Source organism: Leifsonia sp. 10L418, from assembly GCF_056395445.1.
The window spans coordinates 65,262-80,344 of the sequence record NZ_JBFTJN010000002.1 but is presented as its reverse complement, the minus strand read 5'-3'; the positions used below and the strand labels follow the sequence as shown (position 1 = coordinate 80,344).

Annotated in this window: 14 protein-coding genes; 4 read left to right on the top strand and 10 right to left on the bottom strand. The window is 66.5% G+C overall.

Going from position 1 to position 15,083, the window contains the following annotated elements; all coding sequences use genetic code 11:
* Window positions 1-97: 97 nt before the first annotated feature.
* The 8 genes from AC1DCF_RS03830 to AC1DCF_RS03795 all read right to left on the bottom strand — a co-directional run bounded on the left by AC1DCF_RS03830 (window position 98) and on the right by AC1DCF_RS03795 (window position 8,828).
* Window positions 98-1,120: an LLM class F420-dependent oxidoreductase gene (locus AC1DCF_RS03830; RefSeq protein ID WP_477209880.1), complete on the bottom strand. Its 1,023-nt coding sequence runs from the start codon at window positions 1,118-1,120 to the stop codon at window positions 98-100.
* Window positions 1,121-1,330: 210 nt separating this feature from the next.
* On the bottom strand, window positions 1,331-2,239 hold the full coding sequence (locus tag AC1DCF_RS03825) for a MurR/RpiR family transcriptional regulator (protein ID WP_477209879.1): 909 nt from the start codon (window positions 2,237-2,239) through the stop codon (window positions 1,331-1,333).
* Window positions 2,226-3,188 carry an N-acetylmuramic acid 6-phosphate etherase gene (gene murQ, locus AC1DCF_RS03820; protein WP_477209878.1) on the bottom strand — a complete coding sequence of 321 codons (963 nt, stop codon included), beginning with the start codon at window positions 3,186-3,188 and terminating at the stop codon, window positions 2,226-2,228. The genes AC1DCF_RS03825 and murQ overlap by 14 nt, the downstream gene beginning before the upstream one ends.
* A complete protein-coding gene (locus tag AC1DCF_RS03815; RefSeq protein WP_477209877.1) occupies window positions 3,181-4,113 on the bottom strand; it encodes an N-acetylglucosamine kinase in 933 nt (310 codons plus the stop codon). Before AC1DCF_RS03815 ends, murQ begins: the two co-directional genes overlap by 8 nt.
* A complete protein-coding gene (locus tag AC1DCF_RS03810) occupies window positions 4,110-5,753 on the bottom strand; it encodes a glycoside hydrolase family 3 N-terminal domain-containing protein (protein WP_477209876.1) in 1,644 nt (547 codons plus the stop codon). The genes AC1DCF_RS03815 and AC1DCF_RS03810 overlap by 4 nt, the downstream gene beginning before the upstream one ends.
* Window positions 5,750-6,577 (bottom strand): carbohydrate ABC transporter permease, encoded by an 828-nt coding sequence (locus AC1DCF_RS03805; protein ID WP_477209875.1) that lies wholly within the window; start codon window positions 6,575-6,577, stop codon window positions 5,750-5,752. Before AC1DCF_RS03805 ends, AC1DCF_RS03810 begins: the two co-directional genes overlap by 4 nt.
* Window positions 6,574-7,539: a carbohydrate ABC transporter permease gene (locus tag AC1DCF_RS03800; protein ID WP_477209874.1), complete on the bottom strand. Its 966-nt coding sequence runs from the start codon at window positions 7,537-7,539 to the stop codon at window positions 6,574-6,576. Before AC1DCF_RS03800 ends, AC1DCF_RS03805 begins: the two co-directional genes overlap by 4 nt.
* Window positions 7,539-8,828: a sugar ABC transporter substrate-binding protein gene (locus AC1DCF_RS03795; protein ID WP_477209873.1), complete on the bottom strand. Its 1,290-nt coding sequence runs from the start codon at window positions 8,826-8,828 to the stop codon at window positions 7,539-7,541. Before AC1DCF_RS03795 ends, AC1DCF_RS03800 begins: the two co-directional genes overlap by 1 nt.
* A 143-nt stretch (window positions 8,829-8,971) precedes the next feature.
* On the opposite strand from AC1DCF_RS03795, the gene AC1DCF_RS03790 reads away from it, so the two are divergent.
* Window positions 8,972-9,808: an SDR family NAD(P)-dependent oxidoreductase gene (locus AC1DCF_RS03790; RefSeq protein ID WP_477209872.1), complete on the top strand. Its 837-nt coding sequence runs from the start codon at window positions 8,972-8,974 to the stop codon at window positions 9,806-9,808.
* A 258-nt stretch (window positions 9,809-10,066) separates the two neighbouring features.
* Window positions 10,067-11,080: a serine hydrolase domain-containing protein gene (locus tag AC1DCF_RS03785; RefSeq protein WP_477209871.1), complete on the top strand. Its 1,014-nt coding sequence runs from the start codon at window positions 10,067-10,069 to the stop codon at window positions 11,078-11,080.
* 307 nt (window positions 11,081-11,387) lie between these two features.
* Here AC1DCF_RS03785 and AC1DCF_RS03780 read toward each other — a convergent pair whose 3' ends face one another.
* Window positions 11,388-12,218: an alpha/beta fold hydrolase gene (locus AC1DCF_RS03780; RefSeq protein WP_477209870.1), complete on the bottom strand. Its 831-nt coding sequence runs from the start codon at window positions 12,216-12,218 to the stop codon at window positions 11,388-11,390.
* 45 nt (window positions 12,219-12,263) lie between these two features.
* On the bottom strand, window positions 12,264-13,100 hold the full coding sequence (locus AC1DCF_RS03775) for an exodeoxyribonuclease III (protein ID WP_477209869.1): 837 nt from the start codon (window positions 13,098-13,100) through the stop codon (window positions 12,264-12,266).
* Window positions 13,101-13,187: 87 nt separating this feature from the next.
* Here AC1DCF_RS03775 and AC1DCF_RS03770 point away from each other — a divergent pair, with 87 nt between their 5' ends.
* Window positions 13,188-14,189, top strand: coding sequence for a TIGR03557 family F420-dependent LLM class oxidoreductase (locus AC1DCF_RS03770; RefSeq protein ID WP_477209868.1), 1,002 nt, complete (start codon window positions 13,188-13,190; stop codon window positions 14,187-14,189).
* Window positions 14,186-15,082, top strand: a complete 897-nt coding sequence (gene cofE, locus AC1DCF_RS03765) for a coenzyme F420-0:L-glutamate ligase (protein WP_477209867.1) — start codon at window positions 14,186-14,188, stop codon at window positions 15,080-15,082. Before AC1DCF_RS03770 ends, cofE begins: the two co-directional genes overlap by 4 nt.
* The last annotated feature ends 1 nt before the right edge of the window (window position 15,083 follow it).

The following is a 15,083-nucleotide window of genomic DNA, read 5'->3' as shown; positions in this document are numbered from 1 at the left end:
GCCGAGCGTTGCCACTGCTGCCGAGAATCGCCGTTGTAGCGGCGACGCTCGGTGCGAACGGCGACTCTCGGCGGTTCAGGTTCAGCGCGCGAGCGGGTTACGCCAGCTCAGACACTGCCTGACGCGCGCCGAGCAGCGCCGGCATGACCGCGCGTTCGAAGAGCTCGATTCCCGACCGGTCATAGGCCGCCTCGGGGAAGTAATGGATCGAATAGCCGAGCCCCAACTCCTGCATCCCGGTCAGGCGCTCGACGATCTGCTCCGGCGTTCCGACGCCGAGCGCGTCGCCGCTGCGGTACTCCGAAACGAACTCCGCCGCCTTTGCCTCACCGAGGTAGGGGGTGACCCGCGCCTCGATCGCGTCGATGCGCGAGGCTACTTCGGCCTCGGTCGCGGCGACGATGGTGTTGTAGTTCGACGACCGGGTGATCGCGTCGAAGTCGGTGCCGAGCGCCTCGCAGTGCCCGCGCAGCAGCTCGCTCTTGTGCGCGAATCCGGCCGGTGACCCGTCGAAGTTCGTGTATTGCGCGTACTGCGCGGCGATCCGCAGCGTCACCTTTTCGCCGCCGCCGGCGATCCACAGCGGGATGCCGCCCTCCTGCAACGGAAGCGGCCGCACGATCGCATCCTCGACCTGAAAGTGCTCGCCGTGCAGGGTGGCGCGGCCGGTCGTCCAGGCCTGCTTCATGATCTGCACGCCTTCCTCGAGGCGGGCCAGGCGTTCGCCGGCGCGGGGGAACCCGTAGCCGTAGGCCTTCCACTCCTGCTCGTACCAGCCGGCGCCGATGCCCATCTCGACGCGGCCGCCGGAGATGAGGTCGGCCGTCGCGGCGACCTTCGCCAGGTAGGCCGGGTTGCGGTAGCTCATGCAGGTGCACATCTGGCCCAGGCGCACGCGCGCGGTGGTCGCGGCGAAGGCGGCCATCAATGTCCAGGCTTCGTGAGTCGCTTCATCAGTCGCCACCGGAATGGTGTGGAAGTGGTCGTAGACCCAGATCGACTCCCAGGCGCCGGCGTCCGCGTGGGCGGCCAGGCCGCTCATCGCCGCCCACTGCTCGGCCGGATCGATGCCGACGAGGTCGTGTCGCCAGCCTTGGGGAACAAAAAGTCCGAATCTCATGCGCCCAGCCTAGGGTTTCGGGCCGGAGTCGTGTGCGGTGCGTGCAGCGGTGGTGCGCAGCCGCACCCGTTCGACGGAGATTGATCGCAAAATCGGCCGAACCTGCCTGGAATTGGTCAAAACGGTGAAAATCTCCGTCGAATGGAGGGAGAGCCGCTATTTCCGTACTGACTCGACCACGTGCACTCGCCAGCGAGCTGTTCGGGCGGACTATTCGGGCGGACGCTCGGAGGCCAGCCGATGCCGCTCGGGCGGCAGCCGGTGGCTCTGCACCGCCTCGTAGGTCAGACGCAGCGACTCGGTCGCCTGGTCGTAGATGCTCTGGGTGACCCGCACGAAGAGAAAGTCGATGAGGGCGAGCTGCGCAATCCGGCTCGACATCGCACCGGAGCGGTACCGGTTCTCCCTGGCCTGCGTTGTGAGCACGAAGTCGCATTTGTCGGCCAAGCGCGATTCCGGAAAGTTCGTGATTCCGACGGTCGTCGCGCCCTTGCTTCCCGCAGTTTCAAGGGCCTGAATGGTGTCGCTGGTCAACCCGGAGTGGGAGAACCCGATCGCCACATTGCCGGGCCGCTGCAACGCTGCGGACGCCAGCGCCAGGTGCGTGTCGACCGTGCAATGGGCCGGCAAGCCGATGCGGTACAGCTTCTGTTGCAGGTCTTGCGCGGTGAGTCCGCTGGAGCCGAAGCCATAAATGTCGATGTGCGGGGCAGTGACAAGCGCCGCCACGATCTGGTCGAGCGTCTCGAAGTCGAGGCCCTTGGCGGTCTGTTCGATGGCCAACGTCTCCTGGTAGGCGATCTTCGCGACGACCTCCTGAGCGCTGTCGGTCGGGTCGATCTCGCTGTCAGCCAGGTCGAAGCGTTCCCGCGTCGCCTGCTCCCGGCTTGTGGCGCTCGCGACTTCCAGCCGAAACTCCCGGTAGCCCGAATAACCGAGGCTCTGGCAGAACCGGGCTACCGTGGCCTGCGATGTCGAACAGGCGTGGGCCAGGTCGGTGATGGTCAGGTCGACGACGAGGGAGGGGTTGTCGATGATCGCGTTGGCGACTTTCGCCTCTGCCGCGCTGAGTCCGGGCAAAGCCTGGCGCAGCGCGAGCAGAACATTAGTCCCGTGCATGATCGTGAACGCCTGCCAGCACGTCGCGCAGCGTGTCGCGCAAGACCCCGTCGTGGCGGTCGAGAGCGTCGCGCGCGCCGGGCGCATCCAGCTCGGTCAGAACCATCAAGATTGCCGCTTTCACCCAACCGCCAGCTTCTGCGAGCGCACGTGCAGCGGTTTCAGCGTCAGCGCCCGTCGCAAGCATAACGGTGCGCTCGGACCGGGCACGGAGCTTTTCGTTGGTGGCCTTCATGTCGACCATCAGGTTGCCGTGCACCTTGCCCAGTTTGACCATGGCAATGGTGCTGATCATGTTGAGCACGAGCTTCTGGGCGGTGCCGGCCTTCAGCCGGGTTGAGCCGGTCACGATTTCGGGGCCGACCACTGTTTCGATGGCGACGTCGGCGACCTGGCCGATCGCCGAGTGTGCGTTGCAGGCGAAACCGATGGTGAACGCCCCGGCATGATTTGCCGCGTCGAGCGCGCCCAATACGAACGGGGTGCGACCGGATGCGGAGATCCCGACAACCGCGTCGTCGCGCGTGATGCCGAGCTCTGCGAGGCTGGCCGCCCCGGCGAAGGCGTCGTCTTCGGCGTTCTCGAGCGCCGCCTGAATTGCACGAGGCCCTCCGGCGATGATTCCGACGACGAGGCTCGGCGCGGTGCCAAACGTCGGCGGGATCTCACTGGCATCAAGGATGCCCATGCGTCCGGCGGTGCCGGCGCCCACATAGAGCAGGCGTCCGCCCCGTCGCATCCGCTCGACAACACCCTCGATGGCCTGTGTGATGGCCGGCGTGCAGGCCTCGATGGCTGCGGCGACCGTCGCACTGTCGGTGTTCATCGCCGTGACGAGTTCGTCGACGCCGAGAAGGTCGAGGTCTGGCCAGGTTTCGCTCACCTGTTCGGTCGAGAGGGTTGAGAGCATGTCGCGCATTTCACGGCGCCGGGTGAGTGACTCAGCCACGGGTAATCCATCTTTCGTAGGGGAGAGCAAGAGTTGTGGCCACAAGGGCTGCGCCAGAGAGCGGGTCTCCGCGCGGTGTGACGCGGTGCAGACCGGATGCCGCCAGCGCGTCAGTGAGACAACGCGCGAAGTAGTCGTTTGAGCCCAGGCCTCCGGCGAAGCTGACTTCGGGCTGACCGGCCGCCGCGCAACTGGCGGCGAGCAGCCGGCTGGCCTCATCGACGATGCCGACGGCGACGGCGTCACCCTCGGCGGCGCGGTGCAGCACGGTCGGGGCGAACGAGCCGAGGCGCCGTGCCGGTGCGTCGGTTTCGGCGACCCAGATCGGCAGGGTCGCCAGATCGCCGGTCAACGCCTGGGCGTCGGCCAGCAGAGCGGTATGCGGTCCGCGACCGTCGTGGGCGCTGAGAGCGGCGTGCAGACCGCGCTGACCGATCCACCGGCCGCTGCCGTCGTCGCCGAGCCACGGGCCCCAACCGTCGACCTGCAGAACCAGTCCCGAAGCCTGCACCGAGAACACAACGGCCCCGGTCCCGGTGATCAGTACAGTTCCTGCGCTGCCGCCGAAGGCTCCGGCGTGAGCGGCCAGGGCGTCGGTGAGCACGGCAACCGGCGCATCGAGCTCGGCGCGCAGCAGCACGGCGAGGGCGGCGGCTGCGGCCGGTGCGGCGGCGGCGCCCGCAGCGCCCACCCCGAGATGGGTGACCTGCTGAAGCGCATTCGCGCCGTCGGCGGTGGCGCGCAGAGTGGTGAGCGTCGCGGCAATGGTGCGGGCCGACACGGCGGCACCGTCATGGTCGGCCAGGCCGGGGGCGCCGGCGCCGGCGGCTTCAGCAAGAACCTGACCGGCACGGGTGACGCGCACCCGACAGGATGTCTTGCCCAGGTCGACCGCGAGAATCACCGGAACCGAGGCGAGCGTCACGCGCCGCTCCGATCGTCGGCCAGGGCCAGCGGTGCTTCTTCTTCAGCAGTGGTGCGAGTGCAGCGTTCGCTGGCCTGCAGCACGAGCTCGCGCACCGTCTCGGCCGAGAGACGACTCGCGCTCAGGCACTCGATCGCGGTCAGCGGCAGTGGTTCGGTCGCCGCCAGCCCGGCGTTCACGACGAGTGCGTCGGGACGGCTGGCTGCGACAACCGCGAGGGCGTCGCGTTGCAGCCCCGCACTGGCGATGGCGTCGACGAGCACGATCAGGCCGGATGTGCCCGGCACGCGCTCGAGCAGGGCGGAGAGTTGTGCAGCAAGAGGAGCCGCATCGTCTGCGATGCGCGCGGCCAGCCCACCGTGGCTGATCCGGGTGACGTCGAAGCGCTCACGCAGTGCGGTGCTGAAGACATCCACGGTCGAGGCGACGGCGATCGTGGCGCGATTGCGCAGGTCAAGCACCGTCAGCGTCTCGCCGATGACGGGAAGCGGCCCGGTCACCGCGCAGAGTTCGCGTGACAGCGCGGTGAACTCGCGCGGGGCGCGGGATCCAACGCCGGCAACGCTCGCGACAGCAACAGCAACAGCCGTGGAGGCCGCGTCGACCGGGCCCACGGTGAGCGCGGGCAGCAGGGTGGCCACCGAAACGGATGCCCGCTCGAGCGCCGCCACCGGCAACGAGCCGTCGTCGAGGGCATCGAAGAGTGCGTTCTGCACCTCGAGAAAGTCGTCGAGGTCGCTGGTCGCGCCGGCCTTCGGGCCGAGGTTTGCGGGGTTGCCGATGCAGAGCAGGTCGGCTCCGGCCAGAATCGCCTGCACCGCGCCCGGACCCGCGCCGACCGTGGAACGGATGGCGGCCATGTCGAGGGCATCGGTCACGATGGTGCCGGTGAAACCGGCGGAACGCAGGCGGGCGAGCAGTGCCGGGTTCAGGGTTGCCGGCAGCTCACCGAACTCGGGCACCACGATGTGGGCGGTCATCACGGCCAGAACGCCGGCCGCGATTGCCGCGTGGAACGGGGGCAGGTGATCGCGTTCGATCTGCTGCCAGGTCAGGTCGAGCCGAGGCAGGCTGTGGTGCGAGTCGGTGTGGGTGTCGCCGTGTCCGGGAAAATGTTTGACGCAGGCCGCGACACCGTTCGACTGCAGCCCGGCGACCATCGCCGCGACATGGGGGGAGACGAGGTCGGCCGAGTCGCCGAAGGCGCGCACGCCGATGACCGGGTTCTGCGCGTTCGTGTTGACGTCGGCAACGGGTGCGAGGGCCACGTTGGCTCCGGCCGCGGCAAGGCGGCGGCCGAGTTCGGCGCCCACCTCCCTGGTCAGTGCCACGTCGCCCCGGCGGCCGAGTTGCGCGTGCCCCGGCAGGGTTGAGCCGCGTGCGGCCTCGAGCCGTGAAACGTTCCCGCCCTCTTCGTCGACGCCGATCAGCACACCGGGACGGATGCTGCGGAGTTCGCTGGAGAGCCGGGCCGGCTGTTCGGCGTCGTCGGCGTCGATGTTCTGACCGAAGTAGACGACGCCGGCGAGACCTTCGTCCAATGCCGACTTCAGCCAATCGGGCGCAACATAGCCGTTGAATCCCGGCCAGAGCACACTCCCGACGAGGGCGCGGAGAGCGGGATCGTTTCTGCTGGTCATCCCTTGACCGCTCCTGCCACAAGACCGCTCGAGAGCTTGCGCTGAACGAGCACGAAGAAGATCATCACCGGAATCGTGATCAGCGTCGAGGCGGCCATCACATAGCCCCACTCGTTGGAGTGCTCGCCGAAGAACTGCTTGAGGCCGATCGCAACGGTGTACTGGTCAGACGCGCCGCCGAGCAGTGTCATCGCGAAGATGAACTCGTTCCAGGCGGTGATGAACGAGAAAATGCTCGTTGCGACGAGGCCGGGCATGATGAGGGGAAGCAAGACCGAGCGGAACATCCGCCACCAGCTGGCGCCGTCGATATAGGCCGCCTCTTCGAGCTCAACCGGAACCGCGGCGACGAAGCCACGCAGCATCCAGATGCCGAACGGCAACGAGAGCGCCACGTAGACCACGACGAGGCCGAGCAAGGTGTTGAGCATGTGCAGGTCGCGCACCTGCACGAACAGGGGAATGACCAGGGCTTCCAGCGGCACCATCTGCACGGCCAGGATCATGAACAGAATCGCGGTGCGAAACTTGAACTTGAACCGGGCAACGGCCACGGAGGCCAGCACGGCGACGAGCGCTGAGACGAGAACCGTCACGACGGCGACGATGGCTGAGTTGCGGAGGAACACGTCGAATCCGCCCTCCGTCAGCACATATTTGAAGTTGTCGAGCGTGAACTCGGCGGGCACGAGTGACTGGCCGCCGCTGGAGGCCTTCGCGTCGAACGCGCTGGAGAGCATCCAGTAGACCGGGAACAGTGTGAACAGAAGCAGCAGCGTGACGAGTACTGCCTTGCCGAGATTGGTTCGCCAGCTCTTTCTCACAGCTTGTCCTCCTTGAGCATGGTGCGAACGTAGACAATCGTGATGGCGAGCAGGGCCAGTGTCAGTAGCACGGCCAGGGCTGAGCCGAAGCCGTAGCGGTTCTGGCCGAACGATTCAACGTAGGACCAGACGCCCAGGTTCAGAACCGACCGGTTGGTGCCGGCGCCGCCCGGCATCAGATAGACCTGCGCGAACACCTTGAAGTCCCAGATCGTGGAGAGGATGATCACGACCGCGAAGACCGATTTCAGGGTTGGCACGATGATCTGGAAGAAACGGCGAATTGCGCCGGCGCCATCCATCTGTGCCGCTTCGAGCATCTCCTTCGAGACTCCGAGCAGACCGGCCAGCACGGTGATGGCGACGAACGGGAAACCGTGGTGGATGATGTTGATCAGCACGATGCCGTAGAAGGTCCACTGGTTGGTGAACCAGTTGAACGGCTCGTCCATCAGGCCGAGGCCCATCAGGGTCTGGTTGACGATTCCGTTGTCGGCGTCGAAGATCCAGGTCCAGACGTAGGTGCCGGTCACGGCGGGCATGGCCCAGGCGATCATGATCGAGCTGCCAACGACGGTGCGCCAGAAATTACCGAGCGAGGCCATCAACAGGGCCACGCCGGTGCCGAGGCCGACGGTGCCGATGACCGAGAGCACGGCGAAACCGACGGTGTTCGGAAGCACCACGGTCCACAGGGTGGGGTTCGTGAAGATCTCGACGTAGTTGTCGAGGCCGATGAAGTTTGTTTTGCCGCTGACGATCTCACGCAGACCGTAGTCCTGCAGCGAGAAGAGAAAGACGCGAACGAGAGGCCAGAGCAGCAGCACCCCGAGGATGATGAGGGCCGGCGTCAGCAGAATCCACGGGCGGGATGTCGCCCAGGTGAACCGGCGGCGGGGCCGGGCGCCGACCGTGAGCGTTTCGCTCACGGTCGACGACGGGCGGTTGAGCGTGGTTGTCACTACTTGCCGTTCATAATCGAGTCCATCTCAGCAGCGGCATCAGCCGTTGCCTGCTCGACGGACTTCTGACCGGAGAGGATGGACTGCATCATCGTGTTGGTGGTCTGCTTGGCCTGCACCGCACCGAACTTCGGGGTGACGGGCAGCGAGGCGCCGCCGTCAACCATCTGCTTCGCGAACGGGGTCACGAGGGGGTTGTCAGACTTCATGGTCTTGGCCAGCAGCGTGGATTCGCCCGGGAAGTAGCCGGTCTGCGCTGCCCATTCCTCGGCGAATTCGCCGGTGGTCATCATCTTCACGAACTCGAACGAGAGTGCCTCGTTCTTCGTCGTGCTGAAGGTGGAGAGGTGCGAGCCGCCGAGCATCGACGGGCTGATGCCGCCGTCTTTTCCGGGGATCGGAGTGGCAGCGAACTTGCCCTCGAGCTCCGGTGCCTTCTGAATGATGGTGGCCGGCGTCCACGAGCCGGTCAACGCCATCGCAACCTTGCCCTGCACGAAGTTGTCGAGAACGTCGCTCTCTTTCCAGGTGGTGGCACCCGGGGTGGAGAAGCCGTGCTTGGTGGCCAGATCGGTGTAGAACTGGATGCCCTCCCGCGACTTCGCACTGTCGAGGCCCGACGTCCAGGTGTCACCCTTCTTGGTGGAAACCTCTCCACCGGCGCCCCAGACCCACGGGTAAACGCCCTGTTCGGCGTTGCCGGGAACGGCGAACGGAATCATGTCGGGGTGAGCCGCCTTGATCGCATTGCCGGCATCGACGAGTTCCTGCCAGGTTGTCGGTGCGGAGAGACCCAACTCGGTGAAGGTGTCCGAGCGGTAGACGAGCGAACGAACGCCGGCGTACCACGGCATGCCGTACAGCTCGCCGTCGTAGGTGCCCGATTCGACGAGGCCGGAGACGAGCTTGCCGTCGAGGCCCGCGTCGGTGACCTGCTTCGTGATGGGCAGCAGGGCGCCGGCGTCGGCGAACTCTGCGGTCCAGGTGGTACCGGTTTCGGCGACATCCGGTGTCGTTCCGCCGGCGATCGAGGTGACGAAGCGGTCGTGAGCGTCAGCCCACTGCACGAAGTCAACCTTCAGCTTGGCGCCGGTCTCCTCGGTGAAGGCGGTGCCGACCTTGTCAAAGAACTCCTCGGAGTTCGGGTTCGTTCCCTGCATGATCCAGACCGAGAGGGTCTGTCCCTTGCCGTCGACGGTGTCTCCGCTGCCGGTTGCGCCGCTGGAACACGCGGCAAGACCGAGTGATGCCACGGCGAACATGGCAATAGAGAGATAGCGCTTCTTCATACGAAGTCTCCTCGTTGAAACGTAGAAACGGGCTTGTGGCCCAGCAATATGGTTATGAAAGAAGTATTCAACGGATTCATCAAAGCTGCAAATTACTTTCAGGCGCGGCGTGGCCTCGGTGAAAAACTTGCGATGATTGAGACATGACTCGAACCGTTGCCGGAGCCCGCGTGCTAATCACCGGGGCGGCCAGCGGCATGGGCCGGTTGTATGCCGAACGGGCCGTCGCCGAGGGCGCCGCGGCCGTGGTGCTCTGGGACCGGGATGCGGCGGGCGTCACGTCCACCGCCGCCGAGCTGAGCGCTCTGGCCGGCGAAGGCACGCGCGTCGTCTCGTACGTCATCGACATCTCTGACCTCGGCGCGATCGCCCAGACCGCCCAGCGGGTGCGCACCGAGGTTGGCAACCCGGACATCCTGATCAACAACGCCGGCATCATCCGCGGCAAGTATTTCTGGGAGCACGACAACGGCGATGACACCCGGCCGACCATGCAGATCAACGCGCTGGCGCCGATGTACATCACCCGCGAGTTTCTGCCGGGCATGATGGACAGCTTCTACCGCGCGGCCCGCATCGTGAACATCGCGTCGGCGGCCGGCACTCTCTCGAACCCGCGGATGAGCGTCTACGCCGCCTCGAAAGCCGCGCTCATCGGCTGGAGCGACAGCCTGCGCCTCGAACTCGAGCAGCAGGACCACCGCAACGTCAAGGTCACCACGGTCAGCCCGAGCTACATCTCGACCGGGATGTTCGCGGGCGCGCGCGGCCCGCTGCTCACGCCGGTGATGACTCCCGAATACGTGGTCGACCGCGTCTGGGCGGCGATGCTCGCCGGCAAGCCGCAGCTGATGATGCCGTGGACCGTCGGCCTGGCCCGGGCACTCCGCGGTGTGCTGCCGCAACCCGCCTGGGACGCCGTCGCCGGCGGACTCTTTGGCGTCTACCGCTCAATGGACAAGTTCACCGGGCGCAACTGAATTGTCGCGCCGCCCGTCGCGTCAGACGTCTTTCGCTGCATCGGATGCTGTCGGTTGGTAACTCCGGGGATTCCGGAGCGGCGTCGAATTCCGCCGCGTGTTTTTGCGGATGCCGCGGCGTCGCTTCCGGGATGACCGGAGTTACCAACACGACCGGCACGCCACTCGGTGATGGCGCCCCGGTGGTCGAGCCTGTCGAGACCTTGCGAGCCAACCATCCGGCGCGGTAGGCACCCGCCGGGTGCCTACACTTGGTAGGTGGATACCACTGGATTGAATGAGTTTCTGGCCGACAACGAGTTCGCGGGCGTTGTGCTCGTGCGAGAGGGCGACGCGACCGTCTTCGAGTCGGCCACCGGCCTCGCCACCCAGCGCTGGGGCATCCCGAACACGATGGACACCCGCTTCGACACCGCGTCGATCACCAAGCTCTTCACAGCCGTGGCCGTGCTGCAGCAGGTTGAGCGCGGCACGCTCGATCTCGAGACATCGATTCACCATTACGTTGACCTCGCCGACACTACGATCGGCATCGGCGTCACCCTGCTTCACCTGCTGACCCACACGAGCGGCATCGCCGACATTGTTGACGAGGAAGCCGGCGAAGAGTACGAAGCGCTGTGGGCCCGGGTTCCGACCTACACGCTGACCGAAACTGCGGACTACCTGCCGCTCTTCGCTCACAAGGAGCCGGTCGCCGCACCCGGTCTCGACAGCGAATACAGCGATGCCGGCTACATCCTCGCCGGCCTCGCCGTCGAAAAGGTGACCGGCCTGAGCTTTCGCCAGTACGTCATCAATGAGATTTTCGCTCCGGCCGGGATGAGCGATTCCGGCTTCTTCGACCGCCGCGAAGCCACTCCGCGCCTGGCCGAGGGCTGGGACCAGGCCGAGAACGGCACCTGGGGCGCGAGCGTCTTCGCGACCCCGCCGATCGGTTCGCCCGACGGCGGCGCGCAGGCGACGGCAGCTGATCTGGTGAAGTTCCTCGACGCCCTCCGCAACGGAATCCTGCTGAACGCCGAGATGACCGAGGAGTTCTTCAGCCCCCAGGTCGAGCACGACGAGGCCACGTCCTACGGCTTCGGCCTCGAGTTCGACCTCGACGAAGACGGTTCGGTGCGCTCCTATTACAAGGACGGCGTGAATGCGGGCGCCGGCGGAATCCTGCGTCACTACTACGAGCAGGGTCTGGATGTCGTGGTGTTGAGCAACTCAGAAGAGGGCGCGTGGGATGTCATCCGCGAGCTCGACGAGCGCCTCGGCGGCTAGTCGTTTCGCCACCTCGTTGATTGAGGAGCGCGCGAGCCTGCGAGCACGCGGCTCGCTCGTTGATTGAGGAGCGCGCGAGCCTGCGAGCACGCGTCTCGAAATCTCGTGAGCCGACCTTCAGACGCAACTCACGTTCACGGATCGTCTCACCGGGTCTCGACAAGCTCGACCACCGGGATGGCCGCGTTCAAGGATCGTCTCACCGGGTCTCGACAAGCTCGACCACCGGGATGGCCGCGTTCGAACGACGTCTCACCGGGTCTCGACTAGCTCGACCACCGGGAGTGCACACGCGAACGCTGCGCGCCTACAAACCGTTCTCGGCCAGCCAATCGACGAGCAACCGTTGGAACTCAGCCGGATGCTCGACGCTCGGCAGGTGGGCGGAGTCGCCGAACACGTACCCGCTCGCTTCAGGCATCGTCGCCGTGAGGTACTCGTAGTGCGCAAGCTCTGAACTGAGATCGAACTCGCCGACGGTCACCAGGGTCGGAACCGAGATGTCGCCAATCCGCGAGTACGCCGGCGGATCGAGCGGAATCCGGCTCAGCTTCTCATGCGCATGCGCGGCGTTGACGCGGTTGAGCGCGGCCGCGAGACTGACGAACTCGGGATCGAGATCGCGCTCGGCGCGAAGCGGGCCGACGTCCCAGAGGGTGACCTCGAGCCGAGCCGCCGTGTGCCAGTCGTCATCGGCTTCCGCAGCGTTGATTGCGGCGAAAAGCTCGCCCTCCCGCTCAGTGAGCGGAGTCGGGGGGAATCCGCTCGGCCCGGATCCGACCGTGACGAGCCCCGCGACCCCATCCGGATGCTCTAGCGCGAGATCGAGGGAGATCGCACCGCCGCGAGACGCCCCGATCAGCGTCGCGCGGGCGACGCCGAGGTGATCGAGAACGGCGATCGCGTCGGCTCGGTCCGAAAACGGGCGGTCAGAGGACGCGACATCCTGGCTCTGCGTCTGCCCGTACCCGCGAGTGTCGAAGCGGATGACGAAATGGTCGGCGGCCAGAGCCTCGATCTGCGGATCCCACATGCGCAGGTTCGCCACCCCGGCATGGATGAGAAGCAGCGCCGGCGACGAGATGTGCCCGTCGGTCTCGTAATAGAGCGAGGCACCGGGCACGTCGAGGTGAGGCATGGATTCAGCGTAGGCCGGGCACCCTGTTTTTTCGGGCGTGAAACGCTAGAAGATCATCGGCCGATCGTCGTCTTCGCCCTCGATCTCGATATCCACCACCACGGGAACGTGGTCGCTCGGGGCGTCACCCTTGCGCTCGTCGCGGTGGATGCTTGCCTCGGTGACGAGGTCGGCGAACGCCGGCGAGCCGAGAATGAAGTCGATGCGCATGCCTTCGTTGCGCGGGAAGCGCAGCGCCTTGTAGTCCCAGAAGGTGTAGCCCCCGGGAACGAGGGGGCGCACGACGTCGGTCAGGCCGGCCGCCTCGAAGGCCGCGAATGCCGCGCGTTCGGCGGGGGAGATATGGGTGGAGAGGCCGGGCACGAAGCTCGGGTCGCCCATGTCGGCGTCGGTCGGCGCCACATTGAAGTCGCCCATCAGCGCGAGCGCGAGGTGCGGGTTGCGGGCGAGCTCCTCGCGGGCGTGCTTCTCCAGCGTGGCCAGCCAGTCGAGCTTGTAGATGAAGTGGGGGTCGTCGAGGGCACGGCCGTTCGGCACGTAGAGGCTCCACAGGCGCATGTCGTTGACCGTGACGCCGAGCGCGCGGGCTTCGAGCGGTTGGTCGGGGCCTTCCTGGCCCTTCAGAAAGCCGGGCATCCCCGGAAAGCTGGTGACAACATCCGTCATCTCCAGGCGACTGGCGAAAGCAACGCCGTTCCACTGGTTGAGGCCGTGTACTTCAAGGTCGTAGCCGGCCGCCTCGAACGGTTCCCTCGGAAACTGCTCCGGCTTGCACTTGATTTCCTGCATAGCGAGCACGTCGATGTCCTCCCGCACCATCCAGTCGACCGTGCGGTCGACGCGGGCACGGATGGAGTTGACGTTCCAGGTGGCGATGCGCATGCCCTCAAGCCTATTTGGTGCGCGAGCGGAAGATCTCAACGGGTGCTGCTTGCCCATAGCCCCGGCCCGACCCGGCAGAATGGAGCAATGGTCAACGTGCAGATCGGTTATGCGGCGATGCTCGAACAATTCGCGCCCGCCGAGGCCGTCGCGCTTGCGGCCTACGCCGAACAGCACGGCTTCAGCGGCGTGATGGCGGCCGACCATTTTCAGCCATGGGTTCCGGCGCAGGGCGAGTCCTCCTTCGTCTGGAGCGTGCTGGCCGCGGTCGGCGAACGCACCGTCGGCGACTTCGGGCCCGGCGTGACGACCCCGACGTTCCGCTGGCATCCGGCGATGGTGGCGCAGGCATCCGCCACGCTCGCCTCGATGTATCCGGGCCGGCACTGGCTCGGCCTCGGCGCCGGTGAGGCGCTGAACGAGCACATCGTCGGCGTCTATTGGCCCGAGGCTGCCGAGCGGCTCAACCGGATGTTCGAGGCCGTCGAGATCATCTCCAAACTGTTCAGCGCATCGATCGCCGGGCGTGATGTGAAGCATTCCGGGCAGTATTACAAGCTCGAGTCGACCCGCCTCTGGACGATGCCCGCCGTGGCGCCCGAGATTCTGATCGCCACGGCCGGTCCGATCACCGCCAAGCGCGCCGGTCGGCAGGCCGACGGGCTGATCACCGTCGGGGCGCCGATCGACAAGGTCGCGATGCTGTTCAACCGGTTCGAGGCGGGCGCGCGGGAGGTCGGCAAAGACCCGTCGAGCATGCCCAAGGTTCTGCGGCTTCACCTGAGCTGGGCCGAGACCGACGAGCTCGCGATGGCCAACGCACTGCGCGAGTGGCCGAACGGTGCCATGCGATTTCCGAAGAGCGACATCCGATCGCCGTTTGAGTTCGAGCAGATCGCCAAGCACCTGCGCCCGGAGGACTTCGACGGACGGATGGTCATCTCCTCCGATCCCGACGTGCACCGCGCGCACATCCAGCAGTTCGTCGACCTCGGCTTCGACAAGATCTACCTGCACAACGTCGGCCGCAATCAACGCGAGTGGATTGACGTCTTCGGGCGCGACGTGCTGCCGAAACTGGGGCGATGACGATGACGGATGTGACGCGCGATATCTCCGCGCCGGCGGCGGCCGGCGAGGCCGAGATTCGCATCTTCGTGCTCGACGGGATCGGCGAGATCACCGCGGGCGACGACCTGGCCGAGGCGATCCTTGCGGCGGCCGGTTCGCAACTGACCGACGGCGACATTCTCGCCGTCACGAGCAAGATCGTCTCGAAAGCCGAGGGCCGCCAACGCGCCGCCGACGATCGTGAGCAAGCGATCACCGAGGAGACCGTGCGGGTTGTCGCGACCCGCGCGCATCCGGGTGGCGTGACCCGCATCGTCGAAAACCGGCAGGGCCTTGTGCTCGCCGCGGCCGGCGTCGACGCCAGCAACACCCCAGACGGAATCGTTCTGCTGCTGCCGATCGACCCGGATGCCTCGGCGCACGCCCTCTGCACCGCCCTGCGGGAGCGCACCGGGTTGCGACTCGGCGTTCTCATCACCGACACTGCCGGTCGGCCCTGGCGCGAAGGGCAGACCGATATCGCGATCGGCGCCGCCGGAGTCGCCGTGCTCGATGACCTGCGCGGCACGACGGATGCCGGTGGCCGCCGCCTCGACGTCACGGTCGCCGCGGTCGCCGATGAGATCGCCGCGGCCGCCGACCTGATCAAGGGCAAAACGAGCGGTAATCCGGTGGCCGTCGTGCGCGGTGTCGGCCGCCTGGTGGGGGAGCTTGAGGCGCTGCCGGCCCGAGGCGCTCGTCTCCTGCAGCGCCCGAGCGAGTTCGACATGTTCAGGTTGGGCACGGCCGAGGCGCACGCCGAGGGATACTCCGAGGGATTTGCCGCCGGACGGGCGGCGGCGCTCGCCGAGTTCCGTGCGGAATCCACGCCAACCACCTTGCCTCCTGCACCCGCTCCGACTGAGAGCTGAC

Bases quoted from the DNA above. Each gene is read 5' to 3' on its own strand.
- AC1DCF_RS03830 (WP_477209880.1), bottom strand. From the start codon at position 1,120: ATGAGATTCGGACTTTTTGTTCCCCAAGGCTGGCGACACGACCTCGTC.
- AC1DCF_RS03825 (WP_477209879.1), bottom strand. From the start codon at position 2,239: ATGCACGGGACTAATGTTCTGCTCGCGCTGCGCCAGGCTTTGCCCGGA.
- AC1DCF_RS03810 (WP_477209876.1), bottom strand. From the start codon at position 5,753: ATGACCAGCAGAAACGATCCCGCTCTCCGCGCCCTCGTCGGGAGTGTG.
- AC1DCF_RS03795 (WP_477209873.1), bottom strand. From the start codon at position 8,828: ATGAAGAAGCGCTATCTCTCTATTGCCATGTTCGCCGTGGCATCACTC.
- AC1DCF_RS03790 (WP_477209872.1), top strand. From the start codon at position 8,972: ATGACTCGAACCGTTGCCGGAGCCCGCGTGCTAATCACCGGGGCGGCC.
- AC1DCF_RS03780 (WP_477209870.1), bottom strand. From the start codon at position 12,218: ATGCCTCACCTCGACGTGCCCGGTGCCTCGCTCTATTACGAGACCGAC.
- AC1DCF_RS03775 (WP_477209869.1), bottom strand. From the start codon at position 13,100: ATGCGCATCGCCACCTGGAACGTCAACTCCATCCGTGCCCGCGTCGAC.
- AC1DCF_RS03770 (WP_477209868.1), top strand. From the start codon at position 13,188: ATGGTCAACGTGCAGATCGGTTATGCGGCGATGCTCGAACAATTCGCG.
- cofE (WP_477209867.1), top strand. From the start codon at position 14,186: ATGACGATGACGGATGTGACGCGCGATATCTCCGCGCCGGCGGCGGCC.